Genomic DNA, 21,960 nt, shown 5'->3' with positions numbered 1-21,960 from the left:
TGCATAAAGCGCCCGTTGCAAAGCGCAACTGATTGGCGCTACGTTCCACCGCAAGGCGGATGCCGCACGCAGCATTCGTGATTGATTTTTGTGCCCGAAGGTCCACCTTCGGATGCAAGAGAGATTTCAAAGAGATTCGAGAGAGGAACAATCATGGTCACGCAATATAAGAACCTGATCAATGGCGAGATGACGGATAACGGCGAATGGCTGGATGTCGTCAATCCTGCGACTGAGGAAGTGATCGGACAGGTTCCGTCATCCGGTGCGGGCGAACTCGACAAGGCCGTCGCTGCGGCGCGGGCCGCGTTCAAGGTCTGGAAGAAAACCACTTTCGAAGAGCGTCAGGCTGTCTGCATGGCGATCTCCGGCGTGATCAAGGAAAATGCGGACGAACTTTACCGTCTGCTGACCAGCGAGCAGGGCAAGCCGCATGCTCAAGCTAAAGGTGAGATTTTCGGCGCGGCCGGTCTTGCCGCGGCGCAATCGACGCTCCAGCTTGAAGAAGAGATTATTCAGGATGACGACACCCGCCTGCACCGTCACCGCCGCGTGCCTGTGGGCGTAGTGGGCGGCATTGTGCCGTGGAATTTCCCGATCATGATGGCGATCCAGAAGATCGTGCCTGCTCTGATGGCGGGTTGCACCATTGTGCTGAAGCCTTCGCCGTTCACACCGCTCACCACTCTGCGCATCGCGGAACTGATCGCGGACAAAGTGCCCGCGGGCACCGTCAACATCATCACCGGCGAAGATGTGCTCGGCCCGATGATCACATCGCATGCCGATATTGATAAGATCACCTTCACCGGATCGACCGCGACGGGTAAGAAAATCATGGAAGGCGCCAGCGCCGATCTGAAACGGATCACGTTGGAGCTGGGCGGCAACGATGCCTCCATCGTGATGCCAGATGCCGATCCCAAAAAGGTCGCAGAGCAGCTGTTCTGGGCAAGCTTCCAGAACGCGGGTCAGGTCTGCATCGCGGCCAAGCGTGTCTATATCCACGAAGACATCTATGACGAGCTGTCCCAAGCTATCGCCGATTTCGCCAAGACTGTTGTGGTCGGTGACGGCAGCGAGCAGGGCACCGGCGTCGGCCCGATCCAGAACAAGAAGCAATATGACCGCGTTCTTGAACTGATCCAGGATGCCAAAGACAACGGCTACAAATTCCTAACCGGCGGTGACAAAGATCCGTCGGGCACAGGCTACTTCGTGCCGCTGACCATCCTCGACAATCCACCGGAAGACGCGCGGATCGTCGCCGAGGAACAGTTCGGCCCGGTTATGCCGCTGATGAAATTCTCGACCGAGGAAGAGGCTATCGCGCGCGCCAATGCGTCCGAATATGGCCTCGCAGGCGCCGTGTGGACCGCCGATACCGAGAAGGGTCAGGAAATCGCAGAACAGCTTGAAACCGGCACGGTCTGGATAAACGAATTCATGCACCTTTCGCCGTTCGCGCCATTTGGCGGGCACAAGCAGTCGGGCTTTGGTGCAGAATACGGCAAAGAAGGCCTAAAGGAATTTACCTATCCGCAGGTTATTACTATTAAGAAGGATAATGTAGTCGCTTGATTTGACATTATTTTCAGGGAGTTTGGTATAATGAAAGCGTTCAGAAACACAGCTGCAGCGCTGGCAGGTGTCGGCGCGATGCTTGCAGTGGCAGCAGTCCCAGCGAATTCGCAAAGCCTTGGCGGCATTCTTGGTTCGGCCAAGAAAGTGGCCGAAGCTGCGAGTGTTTCGGATGAGGAAATCGTCGCGTATTTCGGGCAAATGTCCGAGAAAATGGACGCGGACAATCCGGTTGCAACTCTCGATGATCCCTATGGCGCACGGCTCGCGGCACTGACCCAAGGGCTCGATAGCTATGACGGGCTGGACCTCGACATCAAAGCCTACCTTGTTAAGGACGTGAACGCGTTCGCCATGGGTGATGGCACTGTGCGGATCATGGCTGGCCTTATGGACGAGTTTAACGACGATGAAGTGCGCTGCGTTATCGGCCACGAAATCGGTCACGTTAAGCTGGAACATGGCCAGAAGCGTCTGAAACGGGCTCTTCAACAGGACGCCGCGCTGAGCGTTGCTGGCACAGCGAGCAGCGATGTAAAGCGGATCGCCGAGTCCGAACTCGGTGGCTTGATCCAGGATGTGATGTACGCCCAGCATTCGCAGAAGGCGGAAACCCGCTCGGATGACTATGCACTCAAGTTTATGGCCGATAATGGCTATGATCAGGAAGCGTGTGCCACTGCGATGGATAAGCTTGCTGCGAAGAGCGCGAGCGTCGGCGGTATCGAACTGCTGAAGACCCATCCAAGCCCCGCGAAACGCGCGAAGCGGATGCGCAAGAAGATCAGCTGATTTTCAGCCTATCAAAGAAAGGGCCGCGCGGAGATGATCCGCGCGGCCTTTTTCTTTGTGCAATCGGGCCTATTCGCCAGCAGGCTTTTGCAGCATGTCGAGGCCGAGGGCCCAGCGACGTTGAAACCCGCGCCAGTGCTCTGTCTCGTTAGAGCCTGCCATTTTGCCGTTGAGCTGCTCGCCGGTGGAGACATCCCATTGGCCCTCATTGGCGTTGGACGTTGGCACATTCAGATAGGCAGCTTTGTCCGCGTCGCCTTTCAGATGCAGATCCAGGAACGCGGCGACGAAATGCTGGTTGATGCCGTTGATCCGGTCTTGCCGCCATACTGGTTCTTTGACGAATTCCATCGCGCGGAACGGCGCGCCTTCGGGCAAGTCGAAATCATTGCCGACAATGTTGTGCCGCGCCTCTCGGAAAACGAGCATATGCGCATCCGCTCCGCTCAATGAATTGAAAATCCAGCTGATGCCGTCTTCATAATTGGAAACGTCATCCTGATTGCCCGCAACTATCAATACGGGCACGGTGATCTTGGACAGCGTGTCCGCGCTCCAAACGCGGTTATCCGATTGCCCACCCCAAGGGGCAAAGGCAATGACCGCATCGATACCGGCGTCTTGGGATCCCGCGGCACGGACGGGATCGAGCGCTTCGGCGGGGACTGCGCCGAATGTGCCGCTTTCATAATCATAATCGCCGCCCGCAGTGGCGAGCGCGCCATAACCGCCCATCGAATAGCCGATCACGGCGACCTGTTCGGGATTAACGGCATCGAAAATGCCGCTATCCTCGGTGGCATTGCGTTTCAGAATCTGCGCAAGCACTTGCCGCTGATCGAGCGATCGGCTCGCCAGCACTTGCGCGAAAGAGTGCAGAAAGTCGGTCAGCCCTTCCAACTGCATGTCAGCGTGATCGATCGAAGCGACGACATAGCCGCGCGATGCGATGTGTTCGGCGAGGTTGCTAAACTGAGTGCTCCAACCGTTGAAGCCGTGGCTCATTATGACAAGGGGGTATGCTGTGCGGTCAGCCACGACGGGAGCGCCTTCATAGGCGCGGCCCGTGTAATCCAGCGTCACCGGCTCCATATCCGGCGGTGCCATCGTGTGGCTGTAGCTGACAAGCTCCTGACCGTTGGGGGCCGCCGGATAATACATCCGCACTTTGAGCGCCCGCTCGGTAGGTTCAATGCCGCCCGTTACCATCGCCGCTTTCGAAAACGTCACGCGGTCTGGCAATTCCATCGTGAATTCCTGCGTGCCGACGGAGAATTCACCATAGCGACCCAGTTCGGGCATTTCGCCAGGAGCCCCTTTGTGCACGGTGGGGCTGGCGATAATGACGGCGCTGCCTGCTCCAACCCCGATCAGAGCGAGCGCGGCGAGCGCGATATGACGTTTCTTCATTGCGACCTATTCCGATTGTGACATGATAGCGCTGCACTCATCGCAGCGAATGGGGGTTAGGGGAAGAGATGTCGATTGCGCCAGACGAATTGCTGGATGGTCTTGGCCGGGTGATGGCCTGTGCTGGGCTGACCGCGCCATCGGACCTTGTGCGGCTGACCGGCGGCGCGACCATGGAAAGCTGGCGGTTTGAGTGCGGTGATGATGCATTTGTTCTGCGCCGCGCGCCAAGCCTCGAATTTATGAAAGACCGCCCGTTTGGCCACGATGTTGAGGCCGCTGTGATCCGAGCAGCAGGCGCAGCAGGCGTTGCTGCGCCCGAAGTGGTGGTTGAGCTGGAGCCGGATGACGGCATCGGCAGCGGTTTTGTGATGCGCGCTTTGCCGGGAACTCCGAACCCGAAAGACATCCTCAACATGGATGAACCGGACCGGTTGTTATCGGAATGCGCGGCGAATCTGGCGCGCATTCATTCGCTTGGACGGGACGACGTGCCGCAGGCTGTGCCGGTGATGGATTACCGCGCAGTAATCGCCGATCTGAAACGCCAATTCGAGGAGGCAGGCGGCGACCGCCCGATCATCGCGCTTGGCCTGAAATGGATGGAGGACAATTGTCCTGAGGCAAACGAGCCGGTGCTCAATCATGGCGATTTCCGCATGGGCAATCTGCTTGCGCAGGATGGCTGGCTGACCGGCGTGCTCGATTGGGAGTTGGCGCATTTCGGCGACTATCACGAAGATCTCGCCTTTGGTTGCATGGCTGTATGGCGGTTCGCGCGGTATGATCGCCCCGCGCTGGGTCTGGGCGATCTGGAGACCTATTTTGACGCTTACGAGGCGAATGGCGGGCGCAAAGTGGACCGCAAACGCTTCCGCTATTGGCTGATCCACCGTACCGTGTGGTGGGCGCTGGGCTGTCTGAAAATGGCGGCAATCTGGCGCAGCGGTGAGGATCGGATGCTAGAGCGGGTCGTCATTTCGCGGCGCACGAGCGAGCAGGAGCTCGATCTGCTGATGCTGTTGGAAGAGGATGCGCCTGAGCAAGAACGGAGCCGCCTTGTCCAATCACCAAGCGCAGCTCCGCAAGTTGGCGAGGCGACCGATGGTGAACTGGCCATTGCCATTCACGAATGGCTCGGAACGGTCAAAGATCGTTTCGAGGGGCACGACCGTTTCCAATACGCCGTTGCCCGAAATGCGCTGGGTATGATCTCGCGCTATGATGCAACGGCGATCCCCGCATTTGAAAATGCACCGTTGGCGAGACAAGCTATGTCTGGCGAAGCGACCTTGGCAGATACAGGTTTGCTCACTCAACTGCGTGAGGCAATTCTTGCTACGATCATGCAGGATGTGCCCAAATACCCCGCGCTCGCAATTGCCCGCAAAAAGTGGACAGGAAAAGAATAATGGACTTCGCAATTCCCGCAGACCTGCAAGCCTATCTCGACGAACTCGACGCCTTTATCGAGGCTGAGATCAAGCCGCTTGAGCAGGCGGACGACAATATCCGCTTCTTCGATCACCGCCGCGAATATGAGCGGACGGATTTTGAAGCGGGCGGGTTGCCGCGTGAGGACTGGGAGGCGTTGCTGCGCGAGGCCACGGCGCGGGCGGACAAGGCCGGCCATTGGCGCTTCTCCGCGCCCAAGCAATATGGCGGCAAGGATGGCAGCAACCTCTGGATGGCTGTCATCCGCGAACACTTCGCGCGCCAAGGGCTGGGCTTGCACAATGATCTTCAAAACGAACACAGCATCGTCGGCAATTTCCCCTTCGTCGCCATGTTCGATCAATGGGGAACAGAGGAGCAGAAGCAGGAGTTCATCACAGGCGGTTTCAACCGGGAGCGCCGCGTCGCATTCGGCCTGACCGAACCCGATCATGGCTCCGATGCCACCCACATGGAAACCACTGCAGTGCGTGAGACCCGCGACGGCGTGGATGGCTGGCGGATAGATGGCGAGAAGATGTGGATCACCGGCATGCATGTCGCGACGCATTGCGCGATGTTTGCCCGCACATCGGGCGAGGCGGGACAGGCGAGCGGGATCACCTGCTTCCTCGTCCCCAACCCCACCGAAGGGCTGAAAATCGAGGAATGGATGTGGACGTTCAATATGCCCACCGATCACCCGCGTCTCTCGGTCAACAATGTCTGGGTGCCGGACGATGCGATCCTTGGCGTGGAAGGACGCGGCCTCGCGCTGGCGCAAAGCTTCGTCCATCAGAACCGTATCCGGCAAGCCGCCTCAAGCTGCGGTGCGGCGATGTTCTGCATCGATGAAAGCGTTAAATACGCGCGGGAGCGCAAACCGTTCGGCGAGCCGCTGTCCAAGAACCAAGGCATACAGTTTCCGCTGGTCGAATTGGCAACGCAGGCGGAAATGCTGCGCCTGCTGATTTTCAAGACGGCATGGGAAATGGACAATATGCCGCATGAGGAGATCGAGCGGACGATCTCCGACAAGGTCTCGATGTGCAATTACTGGGCGAACAGGCTGGTCTGCGAAGCCGCCGACCGTGCGATGCAGGTCCATGGCGGCATCGGCTATTCACGCCACAAACCTTTCGAGCATATCTACCGCCACCACCGGCGATATCGCATCACCGAAGGCAGCGAAGAGATACAAATGCGCAAAGTCGGCGCTTATCTTTTTGGTTATCTGGGGCCCCGAAAGAAAGAGATGCAGAGGCAATTCGACTAACGACTTCTGTCTCCCCCTAGCAATATCCTTTCGTGCCGCTACTCTTCTCGCCAACACGGGGAGAATTCGAATGCGCCATTTTACCGCCGCCCTTCTTGCAGGCTCCATGCTTGCCGCGCCTACCATCGCTTACGCCGACGATGACAAGAGCGAAGACAAAGGCTGGGACATCACCGCGCCAAAGGGTGCGACCATTGAGCAGGTTCCGATTGAAACAGACGAAGGCACGTGGATGGATGTCGACGTCGCGCCGGATGGCCGCACGCTCGCCTTCACGATGTTGGGCGATATCTACACATTGCCGATCACCGGGGGCACGCCGACGCGCATAGCTGACGGGCTGGCTTGGGAAGTTCAGCCGCGCTTTTCCCCTGATGGATCACGCATCGCCTTCACTTCGGATCGCGGCGGCGGCGACAATATCTGGGTGATGAATCGGGACGGGTCGGACAAACGTCAGGTCACAAAGGAAAGCTTCCGCCTGCTCAACCAGCCGACTTGGTCACCCGACGGGCGCTTCATTGCAGCCAAGAAGCACTTCACCACCCAGCGTTCTGCCGGAACAGGCGAAATCTGGATGTATCACGTTTCTGGCGGAGGCGGTGTTCAGGTTGTCAAACGCGCTAACGAAGCGCTGCAAAAAGAGCTGGGTGAGCCGATTTTCGCGCCCGATGGCAGCGCGATTTACTACACCCGCAACACCACGCCGGGTAACACCTTTATTTACGCGCAGGATTCCAATTCCGGCATTTTCGCGATTGAGAAACACGAGCTTGAAACCGGAGAGGTTTCGACCGTGGTCGATGGCTATGGCGGCGCAGTGCGCCCGGCACCTTCGCCAGATGGCAAAGAGATCGCTTTCGTCCGGCGCGACAAGGACAAGAGCAAACTGTGGGTGAAGGATTTCGCCAGCGGTAAAGAGCGCATGATCTACGACGCGCTCGATCTCGACTTGCAGGAAACTTGGGCGGTTTACGGTGTGTATCCGAATATGGATTGGTTGCCAGATAGCAGCGCAATCGTGTTCTGGGCTGGCGGGAAGCTGAACCGGATCAATCGTGATGGCTCGGGCTTTGCAGAGATACCCTTCAGCATTTCGGACACGCGCGGCATTGCCGATGCCCCGCACCCTGAAATCGACGTAGCGCCCGATCGGTTCACCACCAATATGGCGAAATTCGGCACGCTTTCGCCCGATGGCAGCCGCGTTGTCTTTGAAAGCCTTGGCAAACTTCACACCAAATCGGCACGCGGCAGAGATGCGGCGCGGCCGCTTACCAGCGATGGCAGTGATGCAGTGGAAGCATTTCCTTCCTTCAGCCGCGATGGTTCGCGCATCACCTATGTCAAATGGACCGATGATGGGCTGGGCCAGATCATGGTTGCCAGCGCCAACGGCCAGAATGCCCGCGCGATTACGGATATGCCGGGCCATTATGGCAATCCCGTCTTTTCACCGGATGGGCGCAGTATCGCGTTTGAAAAGCGCTCTGGCGGGTATCTGACTGCGCCCGATTACTCGGAGAATACTGGCATCTATGTGATGCCGTCTGGCGGCGGCGAAGCCATGCGGGTCAGCAGCAGCGGACGCACACCGCAATTCGCTGCATCAAACGATCGCATCTTCATGAATACGTTTAGCGGCGGCAAGCTGACGCTGGTTTCTGCAGACCTTGATGGCGAGAAGCAGCGCACCCATGCGCGCGGCGATCTCGCCAATGATTTCCGCATCGCGCCCGATGGACAGACGGTGGCGTTTCGCCAGAATTACGAAGTCTTTGCTATGCCGCTTATCCCCGGCGGCAAGCCGGTCGATGTGAGCGAGAAAGGCGGCGGACTGCCGGTTACAAAGGTCAGCACTGGCGGTGCAGATTATCTCGGCTGGGCCAATGGCGGCGAGACGCTGTTCTGGTCAATCGGTCCGCAATTGCAAAGCGCTACGGTTTCCGATTTCTTCCGCAACGCACCCAAAGGCGATGAAGAAGAACAGGGCTACACGCCCCCAGAAACCGGCATTTCGATGGCGGTCACTGTCAACGCTGATAAGCCAAGCGGTACAGTGGCGATCACCGGCGCGCGCATTCTGACCATGGCCGCAGGGCTGGGTGATGACGATGCAGGCGTGATCGAAAATGGTGTGATTGTGATCGAAGGCGACCGTATCAAAGCCATCGGCGCGGCAGGTGACGTTTCCGTGCCTAGTGGCGCGGTGACCGTCGATGCCAGTGGCAAAACCATTATGCCCGGCTTCGTCGATGCGCACCACCATGGGCCGCATGGAACGGGTGATCTCATCCCGCAGCAAAACTGGCGTCTGGTGCAGGATCTGGCGCTTGGCACGACCACGCTGCACGATCCGTCCAGCGATGCGAGCCAGATCTTTGCTGCGGCAGAGCGCCAACAGGCGGGCAAATTGCTGGCGCCGCGTATCTTCTCGACAGGAGAGATCATTTACGGTGCAAAGGCGCCGAGCGTTTACGCCCGGATCGACAGTTATGATGATGCGCTCGCTCATGTTCGCCGGATCAAGGCACAAGGCGGCATCTCGGTCAAAAACTACAACCAGCCGCGCCGCGAGCAGCGCCAGATGGTTGCCCGCGCGGCAGCCGAGGAAAACATGCTGGTCGTGGCCGAAGGTGGCTCCCTGTTCGGGATGGATATGAACCTGATTGCGGATGGTAATTCCACCATCGAACACAACGTGCCGGGCGATGTGCTGTATGAAGACGTTCTGCAGTTTTTCGGTCAATCGAATTCAAACTACACGCCGACCCTGAACGTCACCTATGGCGGGCTCGCCGGTGATCCGTACTGGCGTCAGGCCACCGATGTGTTCGATCATCCTTTGATGATTCATACGCCGCCGAAGATCCTGTTGGCGAGCACAGCGCGCCGGACCAAGGCGCCTGATTGGGCTTTTGTCGATGACGATGCTGCACGCGAAGCGCGTAAAGTTGCCAAGCGCGGGGTGAAGGTATCGATCGGCGCGCATGGCCAGCAGGCTGGGATCGGCGCGCATTGGGAAATCTGGAGCTTCGCGCGCGGCGGGATGACTCCGGTCGAGGCTCTCAAGGCCGCGACGATTGCCCCGGCTCAATCGCTCGGCATGGATAAAGATGTCGGCAGCCTCGAAGTCGGCAAGCTTGCCGATTTGCTGGTTCTAACCGCTGACCCGACCGCGAACATCCGCGATTCTGACAAGATCGAAAGCGTGATGATCGGCGGGCGGATGTACGATTCCAAGACCATGAACGAGGTCGCAACCGGTACACAGAAACGCCGGGCTTACTGGTGGGAAGGCGGTCAGGGCGGCAGTGCGGGCGGCTCCGGTGCGGCGACCCATGCTGGCGGTGGCCACAATCACGGCGACGGAGATGGCGGTTCGAACTAAGCCTCGATTTCCTGCTCCATCAGCGCGCGCAGGTCTTTCAAGGCCTTGGCGCGCAGCTGATGGACGCGGGGGACTGACACCTCCAGCACCTGCGCGATCTCTGTCAGGTTCATTTCTTCAACAAAGAACAATTGCAGGACCAGCTTTGCCCGGTCGGGCAGTTGGGTCATCGCGGTGATGAGCAATTCGCGATCCTCCAACTCGCACAGCGCCTCGAACGGGTCAGGATCATCGCTGGCGAACGCGGTGTTGCTCTCATCATACTCGTCGGTGATCGATGAAACAGAGACAGCGGACCCTTCGATCTCCAACAGCTCGCCATCGCTAATCTGCATCGCGCTCGCGATTTCAACGCGGCTGGGTTCACGCAGCAATTCGCCGCGCAGGCGTTCGATGGTCTGCTCGTACACGGACCGTTTCTTGCGCGCGGTCCGGCTGCCATGCATCAGCTTGCGGATGCAATCGAGCATCGCCCCGCGAACTCGGATCTTGGCATAGGCGGCGAAGCCATCTTCGGTCGGCCCGCTATGTCGCTGTGCGCATTCCGTAAGTGCCATAATCCCGACCTGCACCAGATCTTCGACTTCGAGCCCATCACGGCCCGCGCCATAGATGTGCCACGCGGCGCGATGCACCAAGGGTAAGAACCGCCGCACGCGGTCTTCGACTTCGGCTCGCGAGGAGGTGCCATAGGCCTCGTGATGCTGGGCATGGAAAGCGGTTTGATCGTGTTTCATCAGCCAGTCTCCTCTGCGAGTTCGGCTTGCGCGTCAGCGACCGAGGGGATGGGTTCGGTTGCACCGATCACGCCAATCACCTCGACGCTTTGCGTCGCGGGCAATTCATGGATGGAAAGGACTTGGCAGCTCTTCGCTCTCTGACGCAGCAGCGCTGCGAGAGATCGGCGTGCGGGCGGCTGCACTATCAAAGCGATCGCCCCGGCTGACTCATCGATCAGTTCATTGATCCGGCGCACGATCATGGCGCCGCAATCGGGCTCAATCAGAGGGTGGCCAGTCGCAGGATCAGGCATTCCGCCAAGGATTGCCGCTTCCAGTCCGGCATCCAGTGTCGCAACCTTCAGCGGCGTTCCAGGCTCGCAGATGCGGGCAACAAGCCGCGCTCCGAGGTCGCTTCGGACCGCGTCGATCAACGCCTCGAAATCCTGATTTGTCTGCAGCGCCAATGCCAGACTGGTGAAGATCGGCTGCGGGTGAGAGAGGCCGATCCCGTCGGCAATAAGAGCGCGTAAAATGCGGGTCATCGCCGCAAGAGAAAGCGGATCTGGATGAACGGCGTCGACCAGTGCAGGTGCACGATCTTTCAAATCATCGAGCAGATCGCGAACTTCCACCGGACCGAGCAATTCGTGCGCTTGCGCGAGCAGAACCTGATTGGCGTGGGTTGCGATGACAGTGCTCGGATCGACTGCCAGAAACCCTTCGGCGATGGCATGATCGCGGAGCGATGGGTCAACCCATAAAGCGGGGCAGTCAAAGCTCGGGTCGCGGGTGGCTTCTCCTGTCAGCCCGTGGCCACTGCGCACGTCTCCGGTATCAATTGCCAGCAGTTTGGCAGGTTTCACGCTGCCCTTGGCAACGCAGACCCCGCCGACAGTCACGGAATAATCCTGCGCGTTCATATCCAGCGAATCGCGAATTCTGAATTGGGGCAGGACGAAGCCGAGATCGCGGCTGAGTTGCTTGCGAATGCCGGTGATGCGAGTGAGCAGAGGGGCGTCTTTGGCTTTGTCGACCAGGTGTACGAGGCCATAGCCAAGTTCAATCGTGACCAGCGTTTGATCGCTGACATCCGAAAGCTCGATGCGGTCTGGCGGCACGTCCTCGGCGGGCGGTGCGACTTCTGCGGGCAGAGCAGCGCGTTGCCGCAACTTCCACCAGATCACCCCGGCAATCGTCGCAGCGGGGAAGAAAATCAACTGAGGCATGGCTGGTACCATGCCGATAGCGAGCAAGATCAAAGCCACGGCAAGCCAGCCGCGCGGGTCCGAAAACTGTCCGCCAATCTGGCCTGCCAAATCGCGGGTATCGGAAACCCGCGTTACAATCGCGGCGGCGGCAATAGAAAGCAGCAATGCTGGCACCTGAGCGACCAACGCGTCGCCAACGGCCAGAGTGATGTAGAGCTGAGCGGCTTCGCCCGCGGAAAGGCCATGCGTTGCCATGCCAAGGGCGAATCCGGCGATGATATTCACACCGAGGATGAGCAGCGCCGCAATCGCATCGCCTTTCACGAATTTTGACGCACCATCCATCGAGCCATAAAAATCGGCTTCGATTGTGACTTGGGAACGGCGCGCGCGGGCTTCGTCTGCGGTGATTAACCCCGCCGCGATATCGGCATCGATTGCCATCTGTTTTCCGGGCAAGGCATCAAGAACAAAGCGCGCGGACACCTCCGACACTCGGCCTGCGCCTTTGGTGATGACGATCATGTTGATGATCAGCAGGATGGTGAACACGAACAGGCCGACAGCGAAATTGCCCCCGACCAGAAACTGGCCAAAGCTTTCGATGATCTCGCCCGCCGCCGCGCCGCCTTCGTGCCCGTTGACCAGCACGATCCGCGTCGATGCAACATTGAGCGCGAGGCGCAATAGAGTGGCGAAGAGTAAAACGGACGGGAATGAGGAGAAATCGAGCGGCTCGCGCGCGTTCAAAGCGACCATCAAAACCGCAACGGTGATCGCGATGTTGAGGACAAAGAACATGTCGAGCAGTGTCGTGGGGATCGGCAGCACCATCAGCACGAACAGCGCAAAGATGCCCACGGGCAATGCCATGGCTGCAGGCGCAGATTTTAGACGGTCGAGCCAAGATATGGCGCCGCCACTTGTGGTGTTTGCAGAGACGCTCATAGACCGAACGCCTTCAATTGATTGTAAGCACGCTCAATGCGTTTCGCGGCCGCTGGGCTTGCACTCGCAAGACCGCCGACTTCACCGAAAGTGGCGCTGAGCAAGTCCGACATCGGAGGTCTGTTTTGCGATAGCCGGCCAATGGCGGGCGCTGGAAGACCGCTGGGATTTATTGGCGGGCGTGCAGGCGCAAACATTGCTGCGCTTTCCACCAAAGTGGCCGGGCGCTGCGGCGCGAGCGAAGCGACCGAGTATTCTGTTTGCATGGCGGGCTGTGCGGGAGCGTCTGCGAACGCCCGATCAAGTCTATCCGATAGAAAATCCATCACTCCGGCAAGGCTGCGCGGGGTGCCGCCCGCGTCATAAAAGACAGGCCGGTTTGCTGATGCCGGACGGGGAAAAATCGCAGCAGCGCTCTGATCCGGATTTTGCGCCATTGCCGTTAGAAACCGGCTGGCCCCACCCGCGCCCAAGAAATGTGCCAGATAGAGTTCGTTATTGGCTGGTTCACGGCCCAAGACCGGGAGGAGCTTGGCGCGATTATCCTCTGCCAAACCCGCTGCCATAAGCGAGGCGATTTGCGGGTCATTGCGCATTTCAAGGATGGCCTTGCGCTGACCGGCGTCGGGGACATGAGCACCGCCGCTGGCCGTCGCATTAATCTGGTCTGCTACATTGCCAAGCCCAAAGCGCGCGCCATGCCGCTTCATTGTGCCGAGCCAGGTGCTTTCGATGAATTGGTACAGTCCCGTTGCCGATGATGATCGGGCTTTGGCCCGTGGGTTCATCGCGGATTCCACTTGAGCCTGAGCCAAAAGGAAATCGAAATCGACGCTGGTTCGCTTTGCAGCGGTCGCAATGGCCTGTTCTACGGGGCCTGAAGTGGTTGGAACCTCTGCCGGGCGAGCAGAGGGATTGGGAAAGCTCGCTTCGCGGTGGGTACGTGCGGCGCTTTCAAAATCTCGCCGAATATTGACGGCGGGCATCACAGGCTGGCTCATCGTTAGACTGCTTTCACTGGTACGCGCCGTTTATTCGGCGCTTGCGATCCAGATCAAAGCAACAGGCGTGCCAGTTAGGGTTAATGGGCTTCAGGCGTGGGCAAAGCTTGCTTGATGAAGCTGACCCGTGACGCCGCTGAGCGCGTCAATCCGCGCGGCGACATTGGCCGCGAGCAAATTGCGCACACGGCGGTTTACTTCGTTTAGCTGGCGCGCCGTTTCGGCAAGCCCGCGTGCTTCATTGTCGAGCGCATCCGGCCTTACATCAGCCAAAAGGTCGCAAAGGCCCGCCTTCTCGCGAGCCGAGCATGTCAGCTCATCGGCATCCAAAGAGGCAAGCGCTTGCCGCTCGCGTTCCAGAACGGCAATCATTTGCCGCAAATTGCCGGTCAGGTCAGACGCCATCATGCAATCTCCAGACTGATTCGCGCTGCGATCATTGCATCGGCTATTTCGGTCGGAACAAGTGGGTAGCTGCCTTGTTCCAAAGCGCTGCGGATCTCCGCAACTCTCTCACTATTGATGGGCGGCTTGCCCGCTTCGACAGCGCTGCCAACTTCCAGCTTTACGCCGGATTCGGCGCCGACAGGCGCGGACGGGCGCGATTGTGGGCTGCGCGCCTCGATCTGCGCACGGTCACTGCCGGACACAGAGCGCGGGGCGCTGACCCCTTGCAATTTGCTCAGTTCGATAGACGGCATCATCAGTCTCCAGATGGAATTCTAATCACCAGAACGGTTTGTTGGAGCGGTGATTAAGGGGGAGAGGCCAAATTAGTTGGCGGGAATGATTGCGAGGCCCGGGCGTTCGATCCTTGCCTGCACCGGGGTCGCCCTGCGCGCAGTGCGCACACCGATCCATTCACCGATTGTGCCGTTCTCCATCGCTTCACCATTTTGTTGCACTGTGAAACCGCGGCCGCGCACCAATATTGTCATCGGATCACCGCGCTTCACAATCTGCGTTTTGGCTGCCGCGGCTTGTTGTGGCCGTGTCGCGATGAAGACATGCCAACCCCCTTGATCGAGGCATGCGACTTTCACGGTGCTTTGGTTTCTGCCGTGCCAACTTGCGGAAAGCGGCGCGCTGCAATGGGCTAGGCGCAATCGTCGGTCTGCCGGTGATCGGGCGCCGCCGATTTCACCGATTTGTGCGCCTGTAAAAGTCGACACGGTCCGATCGATCTCTGCAGGATCTGTGAAGCCCGATCCGGCGGGGGTGTCTGCCCCCACAGCTGGTGCCCAAAGTGGCAAAAGCATAATCCCGGCGAGCGGCGCGAAACCGACAGTGTTGAATGAAAATCGCATTTTGACCTCCTGAATGGGGAGCGTGTGCGGTGTTGCGCAAACTCTCCGATTGATGGTCAGAACACAGCAAGCGCCGTGCCAAATGCGATCCGCGCGCAACTACGTGACAACCCTGTGGCCAGTTCAGAGCAGGCTTAAACCTGCGCAAATTATGCAGCGTACCGATTCAATTGAATGCGAAGAGGATGCGCGAGGCGATGAACGCTCTATCGAAAATTGAAAGCCAAACGAAAGCTGCGAGCAATCCAAAGCCTATGTCCCGACAACACGAGGCGCGGCTGGATTTGCTTAAGCGTATTTCCGATTTTGCCCTGCGCTATGACTTGGAAGTCACCGGCCCCAATTTGGCGGTTATCTGCAGCGCGCTTTCCGGGAGTCAGAGCAAACTGGCCGCAGCCTTCTCTGCGCGCGAGATGTCCAGCGATCCGATAGATCAGCGTTGGCTTGAAACGGTCATGCGGCTCGATCCGGAAACCGATGCTCGCATAGTTGAACTCGAAAAGCTGATGGATCAGATGGAGTATGCGTTGATGCGATTTGCGCAGACCGCCAAATCCGCGCACGATGAGACAACCGGCCATCGTGAAGCGCTGGACGTCCAAATCGAGGCAATCGAACAGGCCGATGCCGATGCGCAAACACATGGCGAGGTTGATCGCATCATCACTCTTTCTCGTTCAATGCTTCAACGGATCGAGCAGGCCGAAGAAGCGATGGAGCGCAGCCAGGCGGAATCGGATCAATTGCGGCAAAGTCTGGCACAAGCCCGGATGGAAGCCGATGTCGACCACCTCACGCGGTTGCCCAATCGCAGAGCTTTTGAACGCCGCTTCAAATCGGCAACTTCCGATGCTCGCAGCAAGGGTCAGCCGCTGTGCGTGGCATTTTGCGATGTCGATAAATTCAAACTTATCAATGACAGGCACGGCCATGAGGTTGGTGATCGGGTGCTGTGCGCCATCGGTCAGCTGTTAAGCGAACATGCGAGCGATGATTGCTTCGTTTCGCGGCATGGCGGTGAGGAGTTTGTGCTCTTGCTGTACGGTTTTGATAAAGAGGCGGCATGGCGCAAGATTGACGGTATTCGCCGCGCGCAAGCGGCCAAAACTCTGATGAACCGTGATACCGGCAAGTCCTTTGGAAAGATTACATTCTCTGGCGGCGTCGCCGAAGTGACACAGGATGTTGATCCGCGCAGCGCCCTTATTCGGGCGGACAGCGCATTGTATCAGGCGAAGGAGCAGGGCCGCAACCGGATCATCGCTCTTTAACTTTGATCACTGTCCGGCTCGCCTGCGACTGGCGCGTCATATCCGATGCTCGCATAGATATCGCTGCTGGCGTCCTGAGAAATAACCAGTCTAACGGTCCAACCCTGCTCTGTTGCGTCAACGGCCAGTGACTGCGCTTGTTGCCAGACCCGCTCGCTTTCACCATCGCGATAACGTGCATGTATGGTCAGCGTCGCGCGCGGATCCTGAACCTGCTGATCCAACCACTCGGACAGTCCTGGCCCGTCTGGGTCGGGCCGGTACAGCGCCTGAGACGGCGCGAATTCCAGTGGTTCGCTTGGCGTTTCGTCTTCTTCGCTATCCGATAGGCCGGGCACCGCCAAAAGCGTCGACAGAAACAGGATCAGCGCCAGATCGGCCAGAATGATCTGCCAAGTGCCACTTTGTTTAGAGATCATGCGACTTTCCTGATGCGCGCTCTGACAGGCTTGTTCGTCTCAATCTGAGCCTCGAACCACTCGAACAGAGTGTCGCGCGCCAATTGATCGCGCTCGCCCTGGCGTTCGATAGCCTTGCCCAGTGGGATGCAGACAAAATGCGCTGTCAGAACGCCGTAAAGCGATGAGAGCACCGCTGTGGCAACCGCGCCAAGGGTCGCGTCGGTCATATTCGCTCCCTCTGCAGGTGCGATTTGTGTGATGGCAAACAATGTCCCTACGAGGCCAAAAACGGGGGCAAGTTCCCCGGCATATTCGAAAGTACGAACCGCCTGAGCCCGGCGGACTTCGCGCGATGTGCGCGCTGCGCGGCGTGTCTGGTGGAGGGCGTCGTATGATCCACTGCGCAGATAGACATCAACAATTGCAGCGGTGGCCGGGTCTGGCGGAAGCTCGACTTCGGCCACCAGCTGCCCGGAGCGATCAAGCGCCTGAAGACATCGGGCAAGGGCCGCGCGATTGGCATCAGCATCAAATTTCGGGCGCCAAATGTGGGTGAGGCTCCTCCCCGCAACCTGCAAGTCAGACCAACCGCACCGCGCCAATGTGGCCATGGCGGTGCCGCTTAGAACAATCGTGAGCGCGCGCCAGTCCAGTAAGTATCCTACCTCAAATGGCACCTGTTTTGACCTTCCCAGTCTGAGCATTCCCAAAAGCAAGAACGGTCTCGCCGATCGCTGATTAAGGGGGCTGATGCATAAAACTGGCAGAGCCTTGCCGGAGCACGGCACCGTTTTGCCGCCAATCTTGCTTTTGTCGCGCGATTGGCCGGTGGACGGGCGGGAAATGACCATTTTTGGGCATTTGGCACGGCTCCTGCAAAACACTTCCGCAAAACCAAACGGCATTGATTGCTGGGAGGTGGCGAAGGAGTTCGAATATGAGCGAACAGATTTTTGGTATCCATGGCGCGGCGCTGGAGTTGCGCTCAAAGCGCATGGGTGTGCTTGCATCCAACATCGCGAATGCCGCCACTCCCGGATACAAAGCGCGCGACATTGATTTCGCCGCCGCGCTTAATGCTCGGCTTTCAGCCGGAAATGATGGCCGAAACTCTGGCGCCGATGACATGGCGCATATGGTCTACAAAGTGCCGACCATGGCCTCACTGGATGGCAATACGGTTGAGCTCGGGCGCGAGCAGGTGGCCTTTGCTGAAAACGCCATGGCCTACTCAGCAACGCTCAGCTTTGTTCAGGGCAAGGTCAACATGCTCACTCGCGCGCTGAAGGGTGAGTGACGATGTCTGACGGTAACCGGATGACGCTGTTTTCGATGACCGAGCGGGCCATGTCTGCCCAGATGGTGCGGATGAATGCGGCCACTTCCAACCTCGCCAATGCGGGGTCGGTCGCGAGCAGTGAGGCCGAAGCATACCGCCCCATCCGTGTGCGTTTTGCCAGCGAGCTCGATCAGGCAAGTGGTCTGTCTGGTGTGCGCAGCGACGGGATTATTCGCAGCGAGACAGCACCGACCAAGAGATACGATCCCAATCACCCTCTCGCCGATGCCGAAGGGCATGTGTGGGAGGCACCCGTCGATGAAAGCGCCGAGATGATCGAGATCATGGAAAGCGCGCGCCAGTATCAGAACCTGGTTCAGGCGCTGACGACGGCCAAGCAGCTGATGCTGGAAACTCTCAGGAGCAATTGAACATGAATGTCACCCCAACAGCGCCCGCCACGGCCAATGTGCAGGAAACATTGGACCGATTGAACACCCCTTCGGGTCCATCGAACAGCAACGGCCTTGCTTCGCTGGATCAGGCCGACTTTCTGCGTCTTTTGACGACGCAATTGTCGCTGCAAGATCCGCTGGAGCCAGCCAATAACGAAGAGATGCTGGCGCAGATGGCGCAGTTTTCCTCACTCGCGGCTTCAACGGATTCTAGCGAAACGCTGAACGATATTTCGGCCAAACTCGACAACCTCATCGCTGCGCAAAATGCAGCCGCAGAGGCAAGCCGCGCCGCAATCGAAGCGGTTCGATCGGCCAACCCCGCCGCATAGTTTTTTCAACACAAGGAACCTTCCGACCATGTCCTTTTTCACTTCTCTTGGCGGTATGAAAAACGCCGAAACCGATCTGCGGGTGATCTCGCACAATATCGCCAATGCCGAGACGGCGGGCTTTAAGAAAAGCAACGCGCAGTTTAGCGATCTGGTCGCGAATGGCTCTGCCAATGATCCGCGTCGCACGCCTGGCATCGGCGCTGCGGTGTCTTCGATCAATCAGGATTTTTCGCTCGGGCCAATTGAACAGACCGGGCGCAGCCTGGACGTCTCTATCAATGGCGGCGGTTTCTTTGCCACCGCCAATCCGATTTCCGGCGATCTAGCGTTCACGCGCAATGGCAATTTTCAGATCGACGCCAACGGATCGTTGCAAGACGCCAATGGCGATCTGGTGCAGGCCTATCCGGTTGATGCAACTGGCACGGTAACCGGCACCACACCCGCCGACGCAACCATTCCGACCACCAATGCCGCTGGTGCAACGCTTTCAAGCGTGTCGATTGCCCGCAACGGCGTGGTCACCGCCGCCTATACCGATGGGACGACCGAACCGGTGGCGGCTGTCGCTCTCGCGACTTTCCCCGCTGCCAACGGTCTTCGCTCGATCGGTCAAACCAAATGGGAGGCGACCGGCGATTCCGGCGCGCCGGTCTATGGCGCACCGGGTATCGGCAATGTCGGGGACTTGCTGTCAGGCACGCTCGAACGCTCCAATGTCGACTTGGCTGAGGAAATGGTTTCGCTGCTAACCGCGCAGCGCAATTTTCAGGCCAATGCCCGCGCAATCGATACCGCTACAGCGATCTCGCAAACCGTCCTGAACCTGCAACGGTAAGGGCTGAACCGTGGACCGCCTGATCTACACCGCGCTGACGGCGATGAACGCCGCAATGGACCGCCAGCGGGCCGTTGCGAACAATCTCGCCAACGCATCAACGCCCGGCTTTCGCGGAGAGGTGTTCTCCGTGAAGGCGGCGACGGTGCGAGATGGCTCACCCGAAGCGCGTGCCATGGCGCGCGGCAGCGTGCGCGGTGCGGATATGACCCAAGGCCGCGTTACGTCCACAGGTCAGCCGATGGACATCGCGGTCAATGGAGAAGCCCTGATCGCGTATCAGGGCCCAGATGGCGGGGAATTGTATTCGCGGCGCGGCGATTTGCGCGTTGCCCCTTCGGGCCTGATCGAGAATGGCGAACGTCTTCCAGTCATGGGAGAAGGTGGCCCGATAACGGTGCCTGCCGGATTTAGTATCAGCATCGCTCAGGATGGAACCGTGCTCGGGTCTGATCCGGCGGCACCCAACGCTCCTGCTGAGCCGCTGGGCCGGATCAAGCTGGCATCACCCGATGGCAGCGTGCTGGCCAAAGGCATCGACAGTTTCCTGAAAGTGGTGGGCGGCGGGGTGCTTCCCGCTGATCCGACCGCGCAGGTGACTTCGGGCGCGTTGGAGCAATCTAACGTCGAAACCGCCGATGCACTGGTTGCCATGATCGAGGCGCAGCGAGCCTTTGAACAACGGGTCAAGATCATCAGCACTGCTGGCGAACTTGATGAAGCGGGCAGCCGATTGATGGCGATGCGCTGAGCCTGATCACACACCCTATTCTTCGAATTCGAAAGGATCTTTCATGCCAAATTCGGCTCTCCATGTCGCTCGTACAGGACTTGAAGCACAAGATGCGCGGATGCGCGTTATTGCGAACAATCTCGCCAATATTGGCACCACGGGATTTAAGCGTGATCGCGCCGATTTCGCCACACTGGCCTATCAGGAGCAACGCGTCGCCGGACAGCAATCGACCGGGCAGACCGCCTATGCTGTTGGCCTCAATCTGGGCACCGGTGTTCAGGTGATGGGCACGAGCCGGATTGATAGCCAGGGCACGCTCAACACCACTGGCAACACGCTGGATGTGGCGTTGGATGGACCCGGGTTCTTTCAGGTCGAACTGCCGGGTGGCGGCGAAACAGCTTATACCCGTGCGGGCAACTTTACTCTGTCGCCCGAGGGCCAGTTGGTCACCTCGCAAGGCTACACCGTCACGCCAGCAATTCAGATTCCTCAAGGCGTGGAGTCGATAGCCATTGCACCGGACGGCACCGTTAGCGCCTCGCAGCCCGGCAGCGCCGCGGCGGTTCAGCTCGGCCAGCTTACTGTCGCCAGCTTCGTCAATCCGGCGGGATTGCGCGCCATCGGCGACAACTTCCTCGTCGAAACCGGGGCCAGCGGTCAGGCGGAAGTCGGACCGGCAGGCCAAAACGGACGCGGTAATGTGCGTCAGGGAATGCTGGAGGCCAGCAACGTCAATGTTGTCGAGGAGCTGGTGGAGATGATCGAGGCGCAGCGCGCCTACGAGATCAATTCAAAAATGGTCAGCGCGGTCGATGAAATGCTCCGCAATGCAAACCAGACCCTCTGATGGGAGCTATGAACATGCGTATTCGCACACTCACAATATCACTGGCCGCATTCGCGACCTCCGCCTGTATGGGTATGGGCGGTGGAGGGCCGAAAGCGGGATTCACCGCGCCACCACCACCCGCCTCGCCTTTGGTCGCGATTACAGCGCAAGGCGAGCATGCCGCGCCTTCGCGGGCTGACAATCGCGGCTCTATCTTTCGCGTGGGGCAGGGATATGCGGGGCTGCATGTCGGAACCCGCGCCCGGTCACTGGGCGATATGGTGACCATCGTGCTGGTTGAAAACACATCGACCTCCAAAAGCACCACCGGCCAGACAAACCGCGATGGTGGGTTCTCTATCACGCCACCGACCGCCGGTCCGCTCAGCTTTCTCAATCCGAACGCCCTTAATCCTGCAGCGCAAGGTTCGTTCTCAGGTGGAGGCAATGCTGCCCAGCAAAGCCAGCTTACCGGAACCGTCGCGGTCACGATTGCCGCGATTTATCCCAATGGCACCGCAGAGGTGGTCGGAGAAAAGCAGATGTCGCTGAGTCAGGGAAAGGAATGGGTCCAATTCGCCGGACGAATCCGCCTGATCGACATCAATGCCGACAACCGCCTGCCATCGTCTCAAGTCGCCAATGCCCGGATCATCTATTCCGGCAAGGGCGCGGTGCAGCAGGCGAGCCGTCCGGGCTGGCTGTCGCGTTTCTTCAACTTCATCTCGCCGTTTTGAGCGGCC

At 58.9% G+C, this 21,960-nt stretch carries 22 protein-coding genes; 13 read left to right on the top strand and 9 right to left on the bottom strand.

The features are described 5' to 3' along the window. The first annotated feature begins 153 nt into the window (after positions 1–153). Positions 154–1,581: an aldehyde dehydrogenase family protein gene (locus MWU39_RS12380; protein ID WP_247160449.1), complete on the top strand. Its 1,428-nt coding sequence runs from the start codon at positions 154–156 to the stop codon at positions 1,579–1,581. A 30-nt stretch (positions 1,582–1,611) separates the two neighbouring features. Further along, on the top strand, positions 1,612–2,373 hold the full coding sequence (locus MWU39_RS12375; RefSeq protein WP_247160448.1) for a M48 family metalloprotease: 762 nt from the start codon (positions 1,612–1,614) through the stop codon (positions 2,371–2,373). A 69-nt stretch (positions 2,374–2,442) separates the two neighbouring features. Here MWU39_RS12375 and MWU39_RS12370 read toward each other — a convergent pair whose 3' ends face one another. Next, the gene (locus tag MWU39_RS12370) at positions 2,443–3,783 is read right to left on the bottom strand and encodes a dienelactone hydrolase family protein (RefSeq protein ID WP_247160447.1); all 1,341 of its coding nucleotides are present in this window, start codon (positions 3,781–3,783) and stop codon (positions 2,443–2,445) included. Between the two features lie 68 nt (positions 3,784–3,851). Between MWU39_RS12370 and MWU39_RS12365 the strand changes: the two genes are divergently transcribed. The 3 genes from MWU39_RS12365 to MWU39_RS12355 all read left to right on the top strand — a co-directional run bounded on the left by MWU39_RS12365 (position 3,852) and on the right by MWU39_RS12355 (position 9,884). Then, entirely contained in the window at positions 3,852–5,195 is a 1,344-nt protein-coding gene (locus tag MWU39_RS12365) for a phosphotransferase (protein WP_247160446.1), read from the top strand. After that, entirely contained in the window at positions 5,195–6,493 is a 1,299-nt protein-coding gene (locus tag MWU39_RS12360; RefSeq protein WP_247160445.1) for an acyl-CoA dehydrogenase family protein, read from the top strand. Before MWU39_RS12365 ends, MWU39_RS12360 begins: the two co-directional genes overlap by 1 nt. Positions 6,494–6,563: 70 nt before the next feature. Then, positions 6,564–9,884: an amidohydrolase family protein gene (locus MWU39_RS12355; RefSeq protein WP_247160444.1), complete on the top strand. Its 3,321-nt coding sequence runs from the start codon at positions 6,564–6,566 to the stop codon at positions 9,882–9,884. Here the strand turns inward: MWU39_RS12355 and MWU39_RS12350 are convergent. The 6 genes from MWU39_RS12350 to MWU39_RS12325 all read right to left on the bottom strand — a co-directional run bounded on the left by MWU39_RS12350 (position 9,881) and on the right by MWU39_RS12325 (position 15,070). After that, entirely contained in the window at positions 9,881–10,621 is a 741-nt protein-coding gene (locus MWU39_RS12350; protein ID WP_247160443.1) for a sigma-70 family RNA polymerase sigma factor, read from the bottom strand. The genes MWU39_RS12355 and MWU39_RS12350 overlap by 4 nt on opposite strands. After that, on the bottom strand, positions 10,621–12,762 hold the full coding sequence (locus MWU39_RS12345; protein ID WP_247160442.1) for a flagellar biosynthesis protein FlhA: 2,142 nt from the start codon (positions 12,760–12,762) through the stop codon (positions 10,621–10,623). The genes MWU39_RS12350 and MWU39_RS12345 overlap by 1 nt, the downstream gene beginning before the upstream one ends. Continuing rightward, positions 12,759–13,763: a transglycosylase SLT domain-containing protein gene (locus MWU39_RS12340; RefSeq protein ID WP_247160441.1), complete on the bottom strand. Its 1,005-nt coding sequence runs from the start codon at positions 13,761–13,763 to the stop codon at positions 12,759–12,761. Before MWU39_RS12340 ends, MWU39_RS12345 begins: the two co-directional genes overlap by 4 nt. 90 nt (positions 13,764–13,853) lie before the next feature. Further along, positions 13,854–14,171, bottom strand: coding sequence for a flagellar protein FlgN (locus MWU39_RS12335; RefSeq protein WP_247160440.1), 318 nt, complete (start codon positions 14,169–14,171; stop codon positions 13,854–13,856). After that, positions 14,168–14,467 (bottom strand): flagellar biosynthesis anti-sigma factor FlgM, encoded by a 300-nt coding sequence (locus MWU39_RS12330; RefSeq protein ID WP_247160439.1) that lies wholly within the window; start codon positions 14,465–14,467, stop codon positions 14,168–14,170. The genes MWU39_RS12335 and MWU39_RS12330 overlap by 4 nt, the downstream gene beginning before the upstream one ends. 69 nt (positions 14,468–14,536) lie before the next feature. Continuing rightward, complete coding sequence (locus tag MWU39_RS12325; protein ID WP_247160438.1) at positions 14,537–15,070, bottom strand: flagella basal body P-ring formation protein FlgA; 534 nt, start codon at positions 15,068–15,070, stop codon at positions 14,537–14,539. A gap of 254 nt (positions 15,071–15,324) precedes the next feature. On the opposite strand from MWU39_RS12325, the gene MWU39_RS12320 reads away from it, so the two are divergent. Continuing rightward, on the top strand, positions 15,325–16,341 hold the full coding sequence (locus MWU39_RS12320; RefSeq protein WP_247160437.1) for a GGDEF domain-containing protein: 1,017 nt from the start codon (positions 15,325–15,327) through the stop codon (positions 16,339–16,341). Here MWU39_RS12320 and MWU39_RS12315 read toward each other — a convergent pair. Continuing rightward, positions 16,338–16,760 (bottom strand): hypothetical protein, encoded by a 423-nt coding sequence (locus MWU39_RS12315; RefSeq protein ID WP_247160436.1) that lies wholly within the window; start codon positions 16,758–16,760, stop codon positions 16,338–16,340. The genes MWU39_RS12320 and MWU39_RS12315 overlap by 4 nt on opposite strands. Then, positions 16,757–17,353, bottom strand: a complete 597-nt coding sequence (locus tag MWU39_RS12310) for a MotA/TolQ/ExbB proton channel family protein (protein ID WP_247160435.1) — start codon at positions 17,351–17,353, stop codon at positions 16,757–16,759. The genes MWU39_RS12315 and MWU39_RS12310 overlap by 4 nt, the downstream gene beginning before the upstream one ends. A gap of 326 nt (positions 17,354–17,679) precedes the next feature. Between MWU39_RS12310 and flgB the strand changes: the two genes are divergently transcribed. From flgB to MWU39_RS12275, 7 genes are read left to right on the top strand one after another with little or no spacing between them, the layout of a single operon-like run. Further along, on the top strand, positions 17,680–18,039 hold the full coding sequence (flgB, locus tag MWU39_RS12305; protein ID WP_247160434.1) for a flagellar basal body rod protein FlgB: 360 nt from the start codon (positions 17,680–17,682) through the stop codon (positions 18,037–18,039). Positions 18,040–18,041: 2 nt separating this feature from the next. Next, positions 18,042–18,452: a flagellar basal body rod protein FlgC gene (flgC, locus tag MWU39_RS12300; protein ID WP_247160433.1), complete on the top strand. Its 411-nt coding sequence runs from the start codon at positions 18,042–18,044 to the stop codon at positions 18,450–18,452. Positions 18,453–18,454: 2 nt separating this feature from the next. Then, a complete protein-coding gene (locus MWU39_RS12295) occupies positions 18,455–18,808 on the top strand; it encodes a flagellar hook capping FlgD N-terminal domain-containing protein (RefSeq protein ID WP_247160432.1) in 354 nt (117 codons plus the stop codon). A gap of 28 nt (positions 18,809–18,836) precedes the next feature. Then, a complete protein-coding gene (locus tag MWU39_RS12290; RefSeq protein ID WP_247160431.1) occupies positions 18,837–19,649 on the top strand; it encodes a flagellar hook basal-body protein in 813 nt (270 codons plus the stop codon). Positions 19,650–19,659: 10 nt separating this feature from the next. Then, positions 19,660–20,400 carry a flagellar basal body rod protein FlgF gene (gene flgF, locus MWU39_RS12285; protein WP_247160430.1) on the top strand — a complete coding sequence of 247 codons (741 nt, stop codon included), beginning with the start codon at positions 19,660–19,662 and terminating at the stop codon, positions 20,398–20,400. A 43-nt stretch (positions 20,401–20,443) separates the two neighbouring features. Beyond that, complete coding sequence (gene flgG, locus MWU39_RS12280; RefSeq protein WP_247160429.1) at positions 20,444–21,235, top strand: flagellar basal-body rod protein FlgG; 792 nt, start codon at positions 20,444–20,446, stop codon at positions 21,233–21,235. 14 nt (positions 21,236–21,249) lie between these two features. Next, the gene (locus MWU39_RS12275) at positions 21,250–21,954 is read left to right on the top strand and encodes a flagellar basal body L-ring protein FlgH (protein ID WP_247160428.1); all 705 of its coding nucleotides are present in this window, start codon (positions 21,250–21,252) and stop codon (positions 21,952–21,954) included. The last annotated feature ends 6 nt before the right edge of the window (positions 21,955–21,960 follow it).

This window comes from Erythrobacter sp. F6033 (assembly GCF_023016005.1).
Taxonomy (GTDB): Bacteria; Pseudomonadota; Alphaproteobacteria; order Sphingomonadales; family Sphingomonadaceae; genus Erythrobacter.
The sequence above is the reverse complement of the archived record's forward strand: the minus strand, read 5'-3'. Positions and strand labels throughout refer to the sequence as shown.